Source organism: Enterococcus sp. LJL99, from assembly GCF_054871725.1.
This window is the reverse complement of the sequence record NZ_JBTXLT010000018.1, coordinates 18,529-33,671: the sequence shown is the minus strand read 5'-3', so window position 1 is coordinate 33,671 and position 15,143 is coordinate 18,529. Positions and strand designations below refer to the sequence as shown.

The 15,143-nt window shown below is 32.4% G+C and carries 16 protein-coding genes; 5 read left to right on the top strand and 11 right to left on the bottom strand.

What is annotated here, in order from left to right; genetic code table 11:
- Nucleotide 1: 1 nt before the first annotated feature.
- Both ACYSNW_RS17200 and ACYSNW_RS17195 read right to left on the bottom strand, forming a co-directional pair.
- Nucleotides 2-799, bottom strand: coding sequence for an NAD kinase (locus ACYSNW_RS17200; protein ID WP_461746607.1), 798 nt, complete (start codon nt 797-799; stop codon nt 2-4).
- 2 nt (nt 800-801) lie between these two features.
- Nucleotides 802-1,488: a GTP pyrophosphokinase gene (locus ACYSNW_RS17195; RefSeq protein WP_461746605.1), complete on the bottom strand. Its 687-nt coding sequence runs from the start codon at nt 1,486-1,488 to the stop codon at nt 802-804.
- 181 nt (nt 1,489-1,669) lie between these two features.
- Here ACYSNW_RS17195 and ACYSNW_RS17190 point away from each other — a divergent pair, with 181 nt between their 5' ends.
- Complete coding sequence (locus tag ACYSNW_RS17190; protein ID WP_461746603.1) at nt 1,670-2,251, top strand: CYTH domain-containing protein; 582 nt, start codon at nt 1,670-1,672, stop codon at nt 2,249-2,251.
- Nucleotides 2,252-2,334: 83 nt separating this feature from the next.
- A complete protein-coding gene (locus tag ACYSNW_RS17185; RefSeq protein WP_461746601.1) occupies nt 2,335-2,979 on the top strand; it encodes a DsbA family protein in 645 nt (214 codons plus the stop codon).
- Nucleotides 2,980-3,056: 77 nt separating this feature from the next.
- On the opposite strand, the gene pepF is transcribed toward ACYSNW_RS17185, so the two are convergent.
- The 5 genes from pepF to ACYSNW_RS17160 form a co-directional block, all read right to left on the bottom strand.
- Nucleotides 3,057-4,868 carry an oligoendopeptidase F gene (gene pepF, locus ACYSNW_RS17180; RefSeq protein WP_461746599.1) on the bottom strand — a complete coding sequence of 604 codons (1,812 nt, stop codon included), beginning with the start codon at nt 4,866-4,868 and terminating at the stop codon, nt 3,057-3,059.
- Between the two features lie 29 nt (nt 4,869-4,897).
- Nucleotides 4,898-6,088, bottom strand: coding sequence for a competence protein CoiA (locus ACYSNW_RS17175; RefSeq protein ID WP_461746597.1), 1,191 nt, complete (start codon nt 6,086-6,088; stop codon nt 4,898-4,900).
- A 142-nt stretch (nt 6,089-6,230) separates the two neighbouring features.
- Complete coding sequence (locus ACYSNW_RS17170; protein ID WP_461746595.1) at nt 6,231-6,506, bottom strand: hypothetical protein; 276 nt, start codon at nt 6,504-6,506, stop codon at nt 6,231-6,233.
- A 21-nt stretch (nt 6,507-6,527) separates the two neighbouring features.
- Nucleotides 6,528-6,698: a transposase gene (locus ACYSNW_RS17165; protein ID WP_461746593.1), complete on the bottom strand. Its 171-nt coding sequence runs from the start codon at nt 6,696-6,698 to the stop codon at nt 6,528-6,530.
- A 339-nt stretch (nt 6,699-7,037) separates the two neighbouring features.
- Nucleotides 7,038-7,508 carry a GNAT family N-acetyltransferase gene (locus ACYSNW_RS17160; protein ID WP_461746591.1) on the bottom strand — a complete coding sequence of 157 codons (471 nt, stop codon included), beginning with the start codon at nt 7,506-7,508 and terminating at the stop codon, nt 7,038-7,040.
- A gap of 235 nt (nt 7,509-7,743) precedes the next feature.
- Here ACYSNW_RS17160 and ACYSNW_RS17155 point away from each other — a divergent pair, with 235 nt between their 5' ends.
- On the top strand, nt 7,744-8,505 hold the full coding sequence (locus ACYSNW_RS17155; protein ID WP_461746589.1) for a class I SAM-dependent methyltransferase: 762 nt from the start codon (nt 7,744-7,746) through the stop codon (nt 8,503-8,505).
- Nucleotides 8,506-8,705: 200 nt separating this feature from the next.
- Here the strand turns inward: ACYSNW_RS17155 and ACYSNW_RS17150 are convergent, their stop codons facing one another.
- Entirely contained in the window at nt 8,706-9,356 is a 651-nt protein-coding gene (locus ACYSNW_RS17150; protein ID WP_461746587.1) for an adaptor protein MecA, read from the bottom strand.
- 328 nt (nt 9,357-9,684) lie between these two features.
- Complete coding sequence (spxA, locus tag ACYSNW_RS17145) at nt 9,685-10,083, bottom strand: transcriptional regulator SpxA (RefSeq protein ID WP_461746586.1); 399 nt, start codon at nt 10,081-10,083, stop codon at nt 9,685-9,687.
- Nucleotides 10,084-10,428: 345 nt separating this feature from the next.
- Between spxA and trpS the strand changes: the two genes are divergently transcribed.
- Nucleotides 10,429-11,442, top strand: a complete 1,014-nt coding sequence (gene trpS / locus ACYSNW_RS17140; protein WP_461746584.1) for a tryptophan--tRNA ligase — start codon at nt 10,429-10,431, stop codon at nt 11,440-11,442.
- A 216-nt stretch (nt 11,443-11,658) separates the two neighbouring features.
- Here the strand turns inward: trpS and ACYSNW_RS17135 are convergent, their stop codons facing one another.
- A complete protein-coding gene (locus tag ACYSNW_RS17135) occupies nt 11,659-13,386 on the bottom strand; it encodes an ABC transporter ATP-binding protein (protein WP_461746582.1) in 1,728 nt (575 codons plus the stop codon).
- A 350-nt stretch (nt 13,387-13,736) separates the two neighbouring features.
- Here ACYSNW_RS17135 and ACYSNW_RS17130 point away from each other — a divergent pair, with 350 nt between their 5' ends.
- A complete protein-coding gene (locus ACYSNW_RS17130) occupies nt 13,737-14,450 on the top strand; it encodes an HAD family hydrolase (protein ID WP_461746580.1) in 714 nt (237 codons plus the stop codon).
- A 125-nt stretch (nt 14,451-14,575) separates the two neighbouring features.
- On the opposite strand, the gene ACYSNW_RS17125 is transcribed toward ACYSNW_RS17130, so the two are convergent.
- Entirely contained in the window at nt 14,576-15,133 is a 558-nt protein-coding gene (locus ACYSNW_RS17125; RefSeq protein WP_461746578.1) for an NUDIX hydrolase, read from the bottom strand.
- Nucleotides 15,134-15,143 lie beyond the last annotated feature (10 nt).

Sequence of the window (15,143 nt, the reverse complement as noted above, 5' to 3'; positions counted from 1 at the left end):
TTTAATCCTCACTAATAAAAGCATCTTTAACACGACGCCAAAAAGGCATATGTCGATAAGATGCAAAATGAATTCTTTCGTCGGCAATCCGATATTGGATAGATGCAATCGATTCTTGATAAATATCTAATTGATCGACAGTAATTAAATAATCATTACTCTCCTGTAGGTTAATCGTCACATGTTCCGTATTGGCAATCACGATGGGCGAACCTAATGTACGAAAGACTCGGTTATTTAACGAAGCTATTTCAGCTAATTGAAAAGCATTAATACTAGGGTGCAAAACAGCACCACCAATACTTTTATTATAAGCAGTTGAGCCTGTCGGAGTCGAAATCGATAATCCATCTCCTCGAAAACGTTCAAATAATTCATCTTTAATGAATATATCCGCAACCATCGTTCGATTACTTCGTTTGATTGTTGATTCATTTAAAGCTAAAAAATGTTTATTCGGTTTATTATCTCTAAAAGTTATTTTTACATCTAATAACGGATAACTAATACTTTTTTCTTGTTCTATAAGTAAGCTCTCTACCAATTCATCCAGTTCATAATCACGCCAATCTGTATAAAAACCTAAATGACCTGTATGCACTCCCAAAAAACTGACTTCATGCAATCGATGACTAAATCGGTGAAAAGCAGACAATAACGTGCCATCTCCGCCTACCGAAATAACTAATTCTGGTTGTACTTCGTCGACTTCAATATGATTTTTTTTGAAAAGCATCAACAAATGACGAGTAACTTTTTGCGACTTTGCTTCATTATTATGAACAATAGCTACCCTCATAATTACTCCTCCTGATCTTCAACTACGTTTTTATTTTCTGAGAAAAACTGATAATAACTGTCATCAACTTTTCCACGCCCGTGTGAGAAAAAATGTTGCGCTTCTTGTATCTCCTCACGAATCGTTGACATTTCTTCATCTAATTGATATGCTGCTTCAGCGGCTCTCTGCAAACGAACTTTCATTTCTTCTGGAAAAACTCCTTGGTATTTGTAATTTAAAGAATGTTCAATCGTTGCCCAAAAATTCATCGCTAAGGTTCGAATTTGAATTTCAGCTAAGATTTTTTTCTCACCTGTAATCAATTGCACAGGATATTCGATTACTAGATGATAGGAACGATAACCACTTTCTTTTTTATTTGTTATATAATCTCTCTCTTGGAGTATTTGTAAGTCTTTTCGATTTCGAATGATATCGACTACTTGACGAATATCGTCGACAAACTGACACATGATTCGAAGACCCGCAATATCTTGCATCTCTTCTTCTATACGATCGATTGGAATATTACGTAATGTCGCTTTTGTCAAAATACTATCGACTGGCTTCACTCGCCCTGTAACGAACTCAATAGGGGTATGTTTATTTTGTTCTCTGAATTGTTTACGAATGCCCCTTAATTTTACTTTCATTTCTCCAACAGCCTGTTCATACGGTGCTAGAAAAAGTTCCCACTCTTTCTCCATTGCCATTCCTCAATTTCTTTTGAATTTGATTCAAAGTATATTTTACCATATCCCCACTTAAAAAAGGAATTTTTGATTAAGTCTATACATTTATTTATTTAACTTCGAGTTCACTTCTCTTGACGGATTTAGTTAAAATATGTAGAATTTAAAAGAAAGATAGGAAAGTAGGATTAATTTAGTGAGTAAAAACCTAGAGATAGAGTTCAAAACATTAATATCAAAAAATGATTTTTCACGACTAAAGAACTACTTTCGATTAGAAGAAAATGATTTTTTTATGCAAGAAAATCATTACTTTGATACAATCGATTTTATACTTAAACAAAAAAATAGCGGGCTAAGAGTTCGACTATTTTCCAACAGCGCAGAGCTAACTTTAAAAACTCCAGAAATCGTTGGTTTATTAGAAACAACGGATATTCTTTCACTTCAGCAAGCACATCACATCATCTCTAATGAAAGATTACCCCTTGAAGGATTTGTTTATGATAAATTAATCAGTTTCGGAATTAATCCATCGGCTTTACGTCTGATTGGTAGTTTAAAAACCAAACGAGCAGAAAAAAAACTTCCCCAAGGTTTACTCGCGTTAGATGAAAGTTGGTATAACCAACAACACGACTTCGAATTAGAATTAGAAGTAGTTAATAGTATTCATGGAAAAGCTGATTTCCTTTTGTTATTAGATCAGTTGGATTTAACAGAAAAACCAGCTCAAAATAAAATACAACGAATGTTAGCTAGTTCTAAATTTGGTTAAAAGTAAAAAAACGACCCACCATAGTGGGTTAAGAAAACTAAAAAAGGCGTCGGTATTAAAGAGTCAAATTGGAGGAAGTATGAATGATTGAAATCTATTTATTCGTTAATCCTTTGGGAAACATTTGTCTAAATCTAGAAAAGGAACTTTTGAAATTTATCGAAACTCAAAATAAGAAAATTCAGTTTCGGTTTATTCCTTTTGTAAATATGAAGACAATTGATCGGTTAATGAAAACAAGCAATTCTAATGATATTGATGAAAGAAACAATTTATTTGAGAATATTTATTCTGCTGCACTAGACTATAAAGCAGCCCAACTACAAGGTAAAAAGAAAGGTCGTCATTTGTTACTAGGTTTACAAAAAGCAAATTCAGTCGACCATATTCCATACTCTCCTGAATTATCAGAGACACTCTTGGTAGAATCAGGCGGAGATTTGGATATGTTTCGCTCTGATCGTCAATCTAATTTTGTCAAAGAATCTTTCCAGACAGATCAACAAATTGCCAGAGAAATGGGCATTGTTACGCATCCATCAGCAGTTGTTTATAATTATGCATGTGAAAGAGATTTTGGTGTTTTAGTAGAAAATTGTCGTTCAGTTGAAGATATCAAGCGACTTTGTGAAACGAAAAAAGACAAATTATGCGTTCTATCAGAAAACTTTTCTTTATATCAGTATTCTGATCAAGAAGAGAACAATAAGCATTTACACTTATTATAGTGACGCTATTACTATAATAATAAACAGTATAAGACTTTAACTTAAAAAAGTTGTAGTCTTATACTGTTTATTATTTTTTATAGCGTTTGAATCAATGCTTCTAATTCATCTAACCTTTGTTCAAATAGAGTCATTGCATCTTCAATATATTGCGGTTTTGTCATATCGACCCCTGCACGTTTCATCACTTCGATTGGATAATCACTGCTTCCAGATTTTAAATAAGTCAAGTATTTATCTAATGCTTGATCCTCTTTTGATAAAATTTTTCCTGCCAAAGCAGAAGCTGCAGAAAAACCAGTAGCATATTGAAATACATAATAATTATAGTAAAAATGTGGAATTCTAGACCATTCTAAGGAAATTTCCTCATCCTGAACAATTCCAGAACCATAATATTTTTCATTCAGCTTACCATAATTCTCACTTAAAAACTCGCTTGTTAATGGCGTTCCTTTTGTATCTTCTTCATGAATAAAATGTTCGAATTCTGCAAATTGAGTTTGACGGAATATCGTTCCCTTGAAACCATCTAAATAATGATTTAATACATATGCTCTAACTTTAGGATCAGCTTCTGTTTCTAACAAATACTCTGTCAAAATATTTTCATTTGTTGTTGAAGCAATCTCTGCTAGAAAAATAGAATAGTCGCCATAGACATAAGGCTGATTTTTTCGACTAAAATAACTATGCACACTATGACCCATTTCATGAACTAATGTATATAATTGATCTAAACTATCATGCCAATTCAACAAAATATATGGAGCCGTATCGTAAGCACCTGATGAATAAGCACCACTTCTTTTCCCTTGATTTTCAACGACATCAATCCAACGAGAAGCAAACGCTTCTTCAATAACATTCAAATACTCTGTACCAAGCGGAGCTAAAGCTTGTTTCGCTTTTTCTTTAGCCTCTTCGTACGAATATTTAATTGAAACTTCACCCAAAATCGGCGTATACATATCGTACATATGGACTTCATCTAAGTTCAACATCTTTTTGCGTAGCTTCACATAGCGATGTAACAACGGTAAATGGTTATTGACCACTTCTACTAATGTATCATAAACAGACTCAGGAATATGATTGTTACTCAATGAAGCTGCTCTAGCAGATGAATAATGGCGAACTTTTGCCTTATAATTATGCACTTTAACATGAGAACTTAAAGTTGAAGCAAAGGTATTAGAAAATTGTTCATAGACACTATATAGTCCTTTAAAGGCAGCTTCTCGTACAGAACGATCAATATTTTCCATTAACTGACCATATACACCATGAGTAAGCTGAATTTTTTCTCCATTTTCATCTTTGATTACTGGAAATTTCAAATCAGCATTATTCAAAATTGAAAATGTATTGCTAGAAGCGCCAAAAATCTCCCCAGCTCCCGCCAATAACGCCTCTTGATCCGCCGAAAGAACATGAGGACGATCAGCTAAAATATTATCAACGAAATGCTTAAATCCGTCTAATCCAGAATTTTCTCTAAAATAGGCTTCGATTTGCTCATCGCTTAAAGTCAATACTTCTGGTTCAAACCATGAAATAGCTTCACCAGCCTGTGCTAATAATGAACTAGCTCTAGCATAAAGTCCTTGATTTTCAGTATTTGCTGTATCCTGATCATTTTTTAAGTGCGCATACACATAGATTACTTCAATTTTACGATAAACACTTAACATCCCTTCGATTGCCTGTAAGAAGGATTGACTGCCCTTATCCAAACTTCCTTTTAATTTCGAAATTTCTTGAATTTCTTGTTCTAGTGCCTTAAAAGCTTGATCAAAGTCTTGATTACTTTTAAAAATTTTAGTTAGATCCCACGTCATTTCTTCTGACAATTCAGATCGATTTGGTAATTGTTTGGTTTCGCTCACAGCGCTCGCTCCTTTTTTATATTTATAGTTTATCTTATCATATTTTTAAAAGGAGTAGCAGTCTTTACGCTTTTATTTTTATTCTCGAACAGAAACGTCTTCAACGAATCCTGTTTATTTATTAAACAAGCTGTATTCACTTGATAGCATTTGTTTTCCTTAATCAATAGATCACATTCTACCCATTGTTTTATCAATTGATTAAAACAAATCAATTCCAACTCATTTTTTTTGATACTTGGAAAATCATAAAAAAAAGATTCCTCTTCTTGCTTGATTTCATCATGAAAAAAAGCAGCAACTTGATTGATAGAAAATTTATTTTTAGTTTTTTGCTCTAAAATCATCCAAAGTTTCTGTTTTAACATCAAATCTGAACCTTTTGATCCAAATAAGCGAATACCAGGATAATAAAACCAAAAAGGTAAATTTAAAATATGTTGAAATCGTAGATAAAAAAAGGCTTGTATCTTTCTAAATTCTTCATTTCTTCTCACTAATTTTTCTTCTAAATCTTGATAAAAACTTTTCATAAATTGCTTTGCATCATAACTTCTTCTACTATAAACTTTTGCTTTCTCAGGATAACGAAAAACTGCAAGCAGTCCTTCTGTAAAAAAAGGCCATCTTTTACTTGTATAATAAATAGTCCCCGCCCAATCTTCTTCAATATGAAATAATAGACAGATTTCTTGTTTATGCCAATCGATAAGCCAAAGATAGAAGCCTAAACGATAGGAAAAATAACAAAATTTTTTCGATGATTCTGTAAATTTCTTTTTTGGAGCTAATTTATTTCCCAAAATCCAAATAGGCGTATACCCATAATTCAAATAATTTTGTGTTCGTTCGTACATTCTTTTATAGGATAGTGGACTACATTGAATTTCAATCGCTAGATTCTCAATCAATAGATCCGGGCGTTGCTTTAGTTGTGCTAGATAGGGTTCTACTTCAAAGGAAATTTTTTCTTTTATGCACCACTTTACTAGTATTTCTTTTAAAGCAAGATGCTCTTCTGTCTCCCCTTCTGATGAACTAAAACAGTCACTCGTTTTATAATGAGCAAAATGAGGCCGTTTTACCTGACCATTTTTAATAATAACGGGCGCTTCACATGCTGGACAAAAATAACGAGATTGTTTCAATTTATCAATTTCATCTCGTGAAAGATTGAATAAAGATTCTATTTTCCGTTCAGTTGTCATTGCATTTAACATATTATCACCTCGTAATAAATATACGCTAAAATAATCATTTTCTTTTATTTATTATTCATTTTTTATGACGATATCTTAGAAAACGCTTGATACCCTCTCATCACTTTATTATAATATAAGAGATAGGAAATGATTCACTTCATCAGTAAAATATACCTCCAAGCAAGCGCTTACTTGTGAATTTATTATCAATATCCATTGAAACAAAATGCTTTTGAGCAATCTGTTTTCTAGAGATATTCTTTTTTAAATCAAGCATGATTTGAAGACAAAGTTGTTTTGATAAATGATGATGTTCTTCAATCAAATCAGTATGTGCATGAAAGGTTTTCCCGCACTCATGACAAAGAAACCGTGAGCGTCTCAGTTCTAAGAAAGTCAAGCGCCCATTAAACACAGGCAACTGAGCGCGTGTCAAATGATACCCGTTCTTAATAATTTATCCTTGATTTTTTATACCACAATGTTCACAATATGTCGGAATATAAGTAAACGTTGCTTTGATGACTTGAGATTGAATCCCCTTTGTTTTTCTGTATTCAATCCAATCCTCTCCGAAGGAGAGATGTTTATCTGTTAGTCCAAGTAACTTTCTGGTATTCTTATCCATAGGGAACAACCTTTCTGATAATTTGTGGTTTTAGTCGATTTCATTTTATCAATTTGTTGTTCCTTTTTTTGTGTTTGAACACTCAAAAAAGTGTTGATGGGTTTTCCTTTAGGAATATCCACCAACACAAATTATTATAGAGCCAATCTTTTTAAATTCCTATTTATTTAGAAACATTCAGGTTTTTTTATTTGGCTAAATGCTAGATGCATTCGTTTGGTTTAGTCTGCTTGATATAAAATAATTCTGTGAATGACGAAGTCAAAAAAACACTAAGATATTAACTCTCAGAAATAAACTCGATTGAAAAAAATTCTTTACCTGTCTATCTACTAAGTCCTATAATCCCTTAACAAAATAAACAACATCCATTTTTTCATTAATCTTTTCTACAGTATTAAGTTGCTGATAACCATTTTTTTCGTAAAAATGAATTAACTTACCTTCTTGACAAATTGTTGATAGTTGCCATATTTTTATCTCACTAAAATGATTTTCAATCGCTGATAACCCTTCGCTACCATACCCCTTATTTTCGAAAACTGGTCTAATTGCAATCGGTGCAATCCTACCAGTTTTCCTTTCAACATCCACAACAATTCTTACAAAACCAATCTTGACATCTTCTTTCGTTAGAAAAAAATAATAATTGTTTTCTTCAAAAAACTTTTTCTTCGTGGACATCATCGTCTGTCTATAAGGTGATGTCTCATGGTCTTGATATTTTTCGTACAATTTTTTAAATGCCTGTTTTTGTATCGTTTGAATGAGCTCTAATTCATTTTCGTTGACAGAAACTAATTTGATCAATACTACTCTCTCCTTCAATTATCAAAAAACTCAAACTATTTTAACTTATTTGGCTATTCCTTAGCAAAAAACAACTTAGATAGTGAAAAACAAAAGTATACGAAAAATCTCGTTCTCTATTCCTTCTATCTATTTATGATAAAATAAAAATTGAACATCTTGAATCAAATAGCTTTTCATGCTAATTTGATACTAACAACGTTAAAATAAAACTAATCGTACTGGAGTGAAATAGATGGATTATACAAAAGAAAATGCTAAAACAATTGATGCTTGGGTTGCTGATGGTTGGGAATGGGGAATTCCAATCTCCCATACACAATATTTAGATGCTACTAAAGGTCAGTGGGAAATGGTTCTGACTCCCACAATTCCAGTCCCTAAAGAATGGTTCTTTTCAGATTTTACTAATAAAAAAGTTCTTGGATTAGCTTCTGGAGGTGGTCAACAAATGCCTATTTTCGCTGCTTTAGGAGCTGATTGTACCATTTTAGATTATTCAAGCCAACAAATTAATTCTGAACTGAAAATAGCTACTCAAGAAGGCTATCAAATTACGACTATTCAAGCAGATATGACAAAACCACTGCCCTTTCCTACTAATCATTTTGATTTGATTTTTCATCCCGTTTCTAATTGTTACGTCGAAGAAGTTCAACCCATTTGGCAGGAATGCTTCCGGATTCTAAAACCTGGTGGTCGTCTACTTGCTGGCTTAGACAACGGAATAAACTATTTATTTGATGAACCAGATGAAAAACATGTTGTTAATCGTTTACCTTATAATCCTTTAAAAAATCCAGCATTAATGGCTAAAATCAATCTCAAAGAAACTGGAATTCAATTTTCGCATACGTTGAATGACCAAATCCGCGGACAGTTATTAGCAGGATTCCAATTAAAAGATCTTTATGAAGATACAAATGGTGCAGGATTTTTAGATGAAATGAATATTCCCACTTTTTGGGCAACCTTTTCAGAAAAACCTGAAAGATAGTTAATCAACTATAATTTTAGCTTTCAACGACTGATTTTCTGTCTAATCACTAAATATAAAAAAAGCCGAGATTTACCAGATTTGTAAAACAATTCATGGTAAGTTCCGGCTTATTGTAATCGTATAAAACAAAAACTGACAATCGTTTTACTGATTTTCAGTTTTTAGTAATTCATACTAAACAGATAGATCTTCTAAGCTTAATTAAAATAGTAACGTGTTAAATCCAACGCATTTCGTTCCATAACACAAGTACCATATTCTGTTAGAGTTTCAGAAGTAATTGGCGATAAACTAGAGTACTCTAAAAGCTGAGCGACCTCATTATCAATTTCATGTTTTCCCTTTTCATCCAATAAAAAGATAACTTGTAAATAGTAGTTATTTTTAAAAGTATATAAATTTGTCATGACAGATTGCAGGTAAACTTCATTTGAGAGTTGCACCATCGCTTCAAAATCACTTAATTGAAAAACATACGTTTTAATTGTATCGTCAGCAAATTCCTTGGAATCTTCTACAAAATCCTCTTCGATTTGTTTTCGAATCATATTGCTCACTTCTTCAGAATTCAAGTCATTAAACCCTTCAAAACTTGAGATTTCATCTAATGATGCGTTTTTACTAATAAATAACTCTAACCCATCACTTTTTGGTAAAACCTGGAATGTGACCGCTTCGCTTCCTTGGAATTCATCTTCTATATCAACTTCTTCTAAAATGCTATAAAAGAAATTTTCGACTTCTTTCTGATTTCCTAATAAATCCAGAAAAGTAATTCCTCGGTCAGCAAGATCTTCATTACCAATCAGAACTCTAATTGTATTTTCATTAATATGTTCCATTTCCATATCGCTACACCTCGCTTTTGCTCAATCTGGAAACTTATTCTTAGCTACATTGTAGCGGAATCTAGCCAAATGTAAAGAAAAAAGTAAGATTATTATGAAATTAAAATTTTTTTTCCCATTTTTTCGCTTCTCTAATTTTATTCCAAGCAAACTTTCTAAAATAGAAAACCAAAACCCTACCATTTTAATCAGTATATATAAAAAGCTGGGACAAAACTTTAAAACAGTTTTGTCCCAGACTAAAAAAACAATCAAAAGGTGAGAAAAAAGCCCCTCGTACGAATTATTTTCAAGGCCAACCGCTTCTATCTCTATCTCAACCTATTTTTTATAAACCTGCCATCAATTGTGCTTGACGTAACTCTAACTGACGAACACCTCTTGGTAAGAAACGACGAATTTCATCTTCATTGAATCCAACTTGTAATCTTTTTTCATCAATCATAATTGGTCGGCGCAACAATCCTGGATTTTCTTTAACTAGCGTAAGCAAATCTTGTAATGGAAGATCATCCAAATCCATATTAAGTTTTTGGAATACTTTAGAACGAGTAGAAATAATTTCTTCCGTCCCATCCTCAGTCATTCGCAAAATTGCTTTCAATTCAGAAATATTCAATGGTTCTGAGAAAATATTTCTTTCTTTGAATGGAATTTCATGTTCTTGTAACCATGCGCGCGCCTTACGGCATGATGTACAACTTGGGGAAGTATAAAGTATCAACATGGTGCATCACTCCTTTTATGGTCATTACCATAGTTTTGAAATAAGAAATATTCTAATTTCTTATTTTAATTAAGTATACCTAATTACAAATAAAAATACTAGACTATTTTCAAAAAAATTCATACTTTATTGCTTTTTTTATTTTTTTTGTACTTTAAAAGCTTTCTTTCCTCTTTTTATCATTAAATGTATGGAAAAAATAAATATAAATCACAATAAATTTATGGATTTTCTCATAGATAATTGAAATTGAATATTCCCATTTAGTCTCCTTCTTCTTTTTTTGATTCAATAAGAGTATAATAGAGAGAAACAACTTTTATTAATTAATTAGGATGGTAAAATATGGATACTATTTTTTCAGGAATTCAACCAAGTGGAATCCCAACAATTGGAAATTACATCGGTGCAATGAAACAATTTATCGATTTGCAAAATCATTATGAGTGCTACTTTTGTATTGTGGATGAGCACGCGATTACTGTTCCTCAAAACCCAATCGAATTACGTAAGCAAATTCGTAGTTTAGCTGCTTTATACTTAGCTGTCGGCCTAGATCCAAGTAAAGCGACTATTTTTATTCAATCTGAGGTTTCTGCTCACGCTGAAGCAGCTTGGATTATTCAGTGCAACACAACGATTGGTGAGTTAGAACGCATGACTCAATTTAAGGATAAATCACAAAAAAATGGTCGAACAGGTGTTAGTGCAGGTCTTTTGACTTACCCACCATTGATGGTTGGAGATATTATTTTATATAATGCAAATCTTGTTCCTGTGGGTGATGACCAAAAGCAACATTTAGAATTGACCCGTGATTTTGTTGAACGATTCAATAAACGTTACAGTCAACCAAATCAAGAGATTTTAGTTATGCCTGAGGTGAAAATCCCCGAACAAGGCGGTCGCGTCATGAGTCTACAAGACCCGAACAGTAAAATGAGTAAGTCTGATTCAAATCCAAAAGGATATATTTCAATGCTTGATGAGCCGGCTGTGATTCGCAAAAAAATTAAATCGGCAGTGACTGATTCTACTGGTATCATCGAGTATGATCCAGAAAATAAACCCGGTGTATCAAATCTATTGAGTATCTATTCAGTTGTAACCGATCGCTCAATCGATAACTTGGTAGCTGAATACGAAGGAAAAGGGTACGGCGAATTCAAAACAGATGTTGGTGAAGCTGTTGTCGCATTACTTGCTCCAATTCAAGAAAAATACCATGAATTGCTGGCCTCAGATGAACTTGATGACATCTTAGATCAAGGAGCTGAACAAGCTCGTCTAGTCGCAAATAAAACGCTCCAAAGAATGAAAAATGGCATTGGTTTAGGTAGAAAGCCTAGACGTAAATAAGTAAACAGATTATTTTTATTCGTTAACTATTAATGATAAAAAAAATAAGCAAAAATCCACTATCAATTGTCGTGAATTTTTGCTTATTTATTTAGATTTTTATAAACCAAGTAGAAAATGACAAAAATAATGATGCAGCAACCAAATATGGATTAGTTAATCTCTCAATAATGTGCCCATTATCTTTCACACTATTTTTCTTTCGTAGAATATAAATCATTCCTTTAAATTCTTACCAAATTGAGCTTCATATAAACGGCGATAATGACCATGTTTTGCCAATAATTCTTTATGCGTTCCTTCTTCTAAAATCCCCTTATCACTAACTACTACAATTCTTGTTGCATGTTTAATCGTCGCCAAACGATGCGCAATAATCATTGTTGTTCGACCTTCTGCTAATGAATTCAACGATTCTTGAATCACTTGCTCTGTTTCTGTATCTAAAGCGGATGTTGCTTCATCTAAAATCAAAATAGGAGGATTTTTCAAAAACATTCGAGCAATTGCAACCCGTTGTTTTTGTCCACCTGAAAGTTTTATTCCTCGTTCGCCAATAATCGTATCTAACCCATCCGACATATTTTCAATCACATGTTCTAAATGAGCTAATTTTACTGCTTGTAAAATTTCCGCTTCTGTTGCTTCTAATTTCCCATAGGCAATATTTTCTCGAATCGTTCCTGGAAAAAGAAACACATCTTGTTGGACGATCCCGATTTGACTTCTCAAAGAGGCCAATGTCATTTCTTTGATATTGATACCATCAATCGTAATTTCTCCATCCGTAACATCGTAAAACCTTGGCAATAAATTACATAAAGTTGTTTTCCCAGAACCACTTTGCCCTACAAAAGCAACCGTTTCTCCAGGAATAATATGCAAATCAATATTGCTCAATACTTTTTTTGAATCCGCATAAGAAAAAGAAACATCTTTATACAAAATATCACCATTTAAATGATCAACTTTCATTGCATTAGGCTCATCTTGAATCATTGGTTTTTTATCTAATTCTTCTGTAAAACGTTTAAATCCAGCAATTCCTTTCGGATAACTTTCAATCATCGTATTAACTTTTTCAATAGGACGAATAAACACATTGGATAACAAAATAAAGCCAACGAAAGCTCCTTCAGTAATTTCGCCTCTGATTGTATAATACGCTCCGAAAATTAACGCAAACAAATTAATCAAGCGAATCAAAAAATAGTTATAGGCAGAACTAATTCCCATTACTTTATAAAAAAGAATTTTAGACTGTCTATAGGCTTGGTTTAGCCCTTTAAATCGGTGACGTTCAAATGGCTCATTAGCAAATGATTGTGTTACACGAACGCCACTAACAGAAGCTTCTACCCCAGCATTAAAATCACCTAAATTATCGTAAATTCTCGTATTAACATCTGTCATTTTTTTATTGAAAAAAACTAAAGCAATCGTTATAAATGGTAACAAAATAAATGTTGCTAAAGCTAATTGAACATGTATTCTGAGCATCAAAATAAAGGCGCCGATTAAAGTCATCACGGTAATAAAAACATCCTCTGGTCCATGATGCGCCACTTCAGAAATCTCAAACAAATCAGTCGTCAATTTACTCATCAACTTACCTGTCTTTTGATTATCATAATATTCAAATGGCTGTGTTTGCAAATGTTCATATAGCTCTTGTCTCATATCTGTTTCGATATTTACCCCTAATTTATGACCATAAAACACAACGATATACTGCAAAAAAGTGTTGATTAAATAAAATAAAAACAAGCCCGCGCAGACAAGCGCAATCAATCTAAAATTACCTTTTGGCATAATTTTATCAATTACTTGATTAACTACCACTGGAAAGGTCAACTCTAAAAGACCTGCCAAAATCGCACAACCAAAATCTAATATAAATAAAGCCTTATAAGGCCGATAATAACTAAAAAATCGCTTTAACATCTAATTCCCCCTTCGTTGTATAACAAGCCATATTATACGCAATGAAAGCACAGTATGTAAAGAAATAAACAATGAACAAAAACAGTTCAATCAGCGTAAAGTATAAATAATCGCAAAGAAAAACGATTAAATTCATCACAAATAAGCTAGAAATTGTCTGAAAATTCTATTTAATTTATAAATTAATGCAAAACTCTCCTTTACTTTCGTCTCTTTTATCGAATATACTGTAAAAAAGCGATAATTAACGAAAAGAGAATCATTTTAGTTAATTAAAACAAACAATCACAAAAATTAATTTGACTCAAATAAACTGACTTTAATACTAAATTTTTTTTGGAGGAATTCTTTTGATAACAACCATTATTTTTGATGTAGACGATACCATTTATGACCAACAAGAACCATTTGAAAAAACAGTTCGAAAAATTTTCCCTCATGTTTCATCAAATGATTTTGACAAACTTTATATTCGTTTTCGTTTTCATAGCGACGGCTCTTTTTCAAAATCAACTTCTGGTGAGTGGTCAATGGAACAAATGCGTACCTACCGTATCAACGAAGCACTTAAAGACTTAAACTATCCAGCTATAACAGAATTACAAGGAGTCGCCTTTCAAACAGCTTATGAAGAAGAATTAAATCAAATTAACATACATAAAGAAGTAATTAAAGTGTTAGATTATTTAAAAGAAAACAAGATTCCGATGGGCGTGATTACAAACGGTCCCTCACTTCATCAACAAAAAAAAATTCAGCAACTAGCCTTAGAAAAATGGATTCCCCATAAACATATGCTAGTCTCTGGAGATACCGATTTTCATAAACCGCAAGTGGAGTTATTTAATCTTGCTACCCAAAAAATCGATTTGATTCCAGCAAATACTTTGTATGTAGGAGATAGTTTTGAAAATGATATGATTGGCGCTGCGAATGCTGGTTGGCAAGGGCTTTGGTTTAATCATCGTTCACGAAAAAATCCTAATAAAGAGATTGAAATTAAGGCAGAAATAAACGCATTCGATCAATTGTTGCCAACAATAAAAAAAATAATTCATAACTAATTTACTCTAAGGTTTATTGCTTATCCAAAACCAATTTCTAGTACGAATCGCCTTAGAAATTTTACTAATAATCAAAAAAAGAAAGGGAAGACAACAGTCAAAAAAACGTTGTCTTCCTCTTCCTTTCAATTAGTTTTATCCAAATCAAACAACGAAAAATAAACTAACAATGCTGTTAAACTTAAACCATCTTTAATTTGATTATTCATAATCATCTCTTTGACTTTTTTACAATCAATCCATAAACATGAATTTATTTCAGCTGCATCTATTTCATTTTTCTGGTTTTGATTTTCAGCTAATTTACCAAAAAACAGCTGAAACTTTTGATTTGAACTTCCATTACTCGGAAAATACGAATAGCTTTTTTCTTGCAGAGATACTACATACCCCGTTTCCTCTAAACACTCTCTTTCAGCAGCTTTAAAAGGCTCTTCTCCAGGTTCAATATTTCCTGCCGGAATTTCTAGGCTTAATTTATCAGAGATATAGCGATACGCGTTTACAAATAAAATTTCTTGCTTTTCATTTTGAATCACAGTTGCTACAGATTCCTTTTGAAAATCAATCACATAGTAGTTAGGAAAATTAAACCCATTTTTAGTTGTAATATTATCTAAATAAACATGAAACCATTCATTTTCTAGCAAAACTTCTCTACTATTACGAATAAAATAGTTCAACTATTGTTCC

Coding starts and splice junctions, on each gene's coding strand:
- ACYSNW_RS17175 (WP_461746597.1), bottom strand. CDS start 6,088: ATGTTAAATGCAATGACAACTGAACGGAAAATAGAATCTTTATTCAAT.
- spxA (WP_461746586.1), bottom strand. CDS start 10,083: ATGTTGATACTTTATACTTCCCCAAGTTGTACATCATGCCGTAAGGCG.
- ACYSNW_RS17135 (WP_461746582.1), bottom strand. CDS start 13,386: ATGTTAAAGCGATTTTTTAGTTATTATCGGCCTTATAAGGCTTTATTT.
- ACYSNW_RS17185 (WP_461746601.1), top strand. CDS start 2,335: ATGATTGAAATCTATTTATTCGTTAATCCTTTGGGAAACATTTGTCTA.
- ACYSNW_RS17195 (WP_461746605.1), bottom strand. CDS start 1,488: ATGGAGAAAGAGTGGGAACTTTTTCTAGCACCGTATGAACAGGCTGTT.
- ACYSNW_RS17150 (WP_461746587.1), bottom strand. CDS start 9,356: ATGGAAATGGAACATATTAATGAAAATACAATTAGAGTTCTGATTGGT.
- ACYSNW_RS17155 (WP_461746589.1), top strand. CDS start 7,744: ATGGATTATACAAAAGAAAATGCTAAAACAATTGATGCTTGGGTTGCT.
- ACYSNW_RS17165 (WP_461746593.1), bottom strand. CDS start 6,698: ATGGATAAGAATACCAGAAAGTTACTTGGACTAACAGATAAACATCTC.
- trpS (WP_461746584.1), top strand. CDS start 10,429: ATGGATACTATTTTTTCAGGAATTCAACCAAGTGGAATCCCAACAATT.
- ACYSNW_RS17200 (WP_461746607.1), bottom strand. CDS start 799: ATGAGGGTAGCTATTGTTCATAATAATGAAGCAAAGTCGCAAAAAGTT.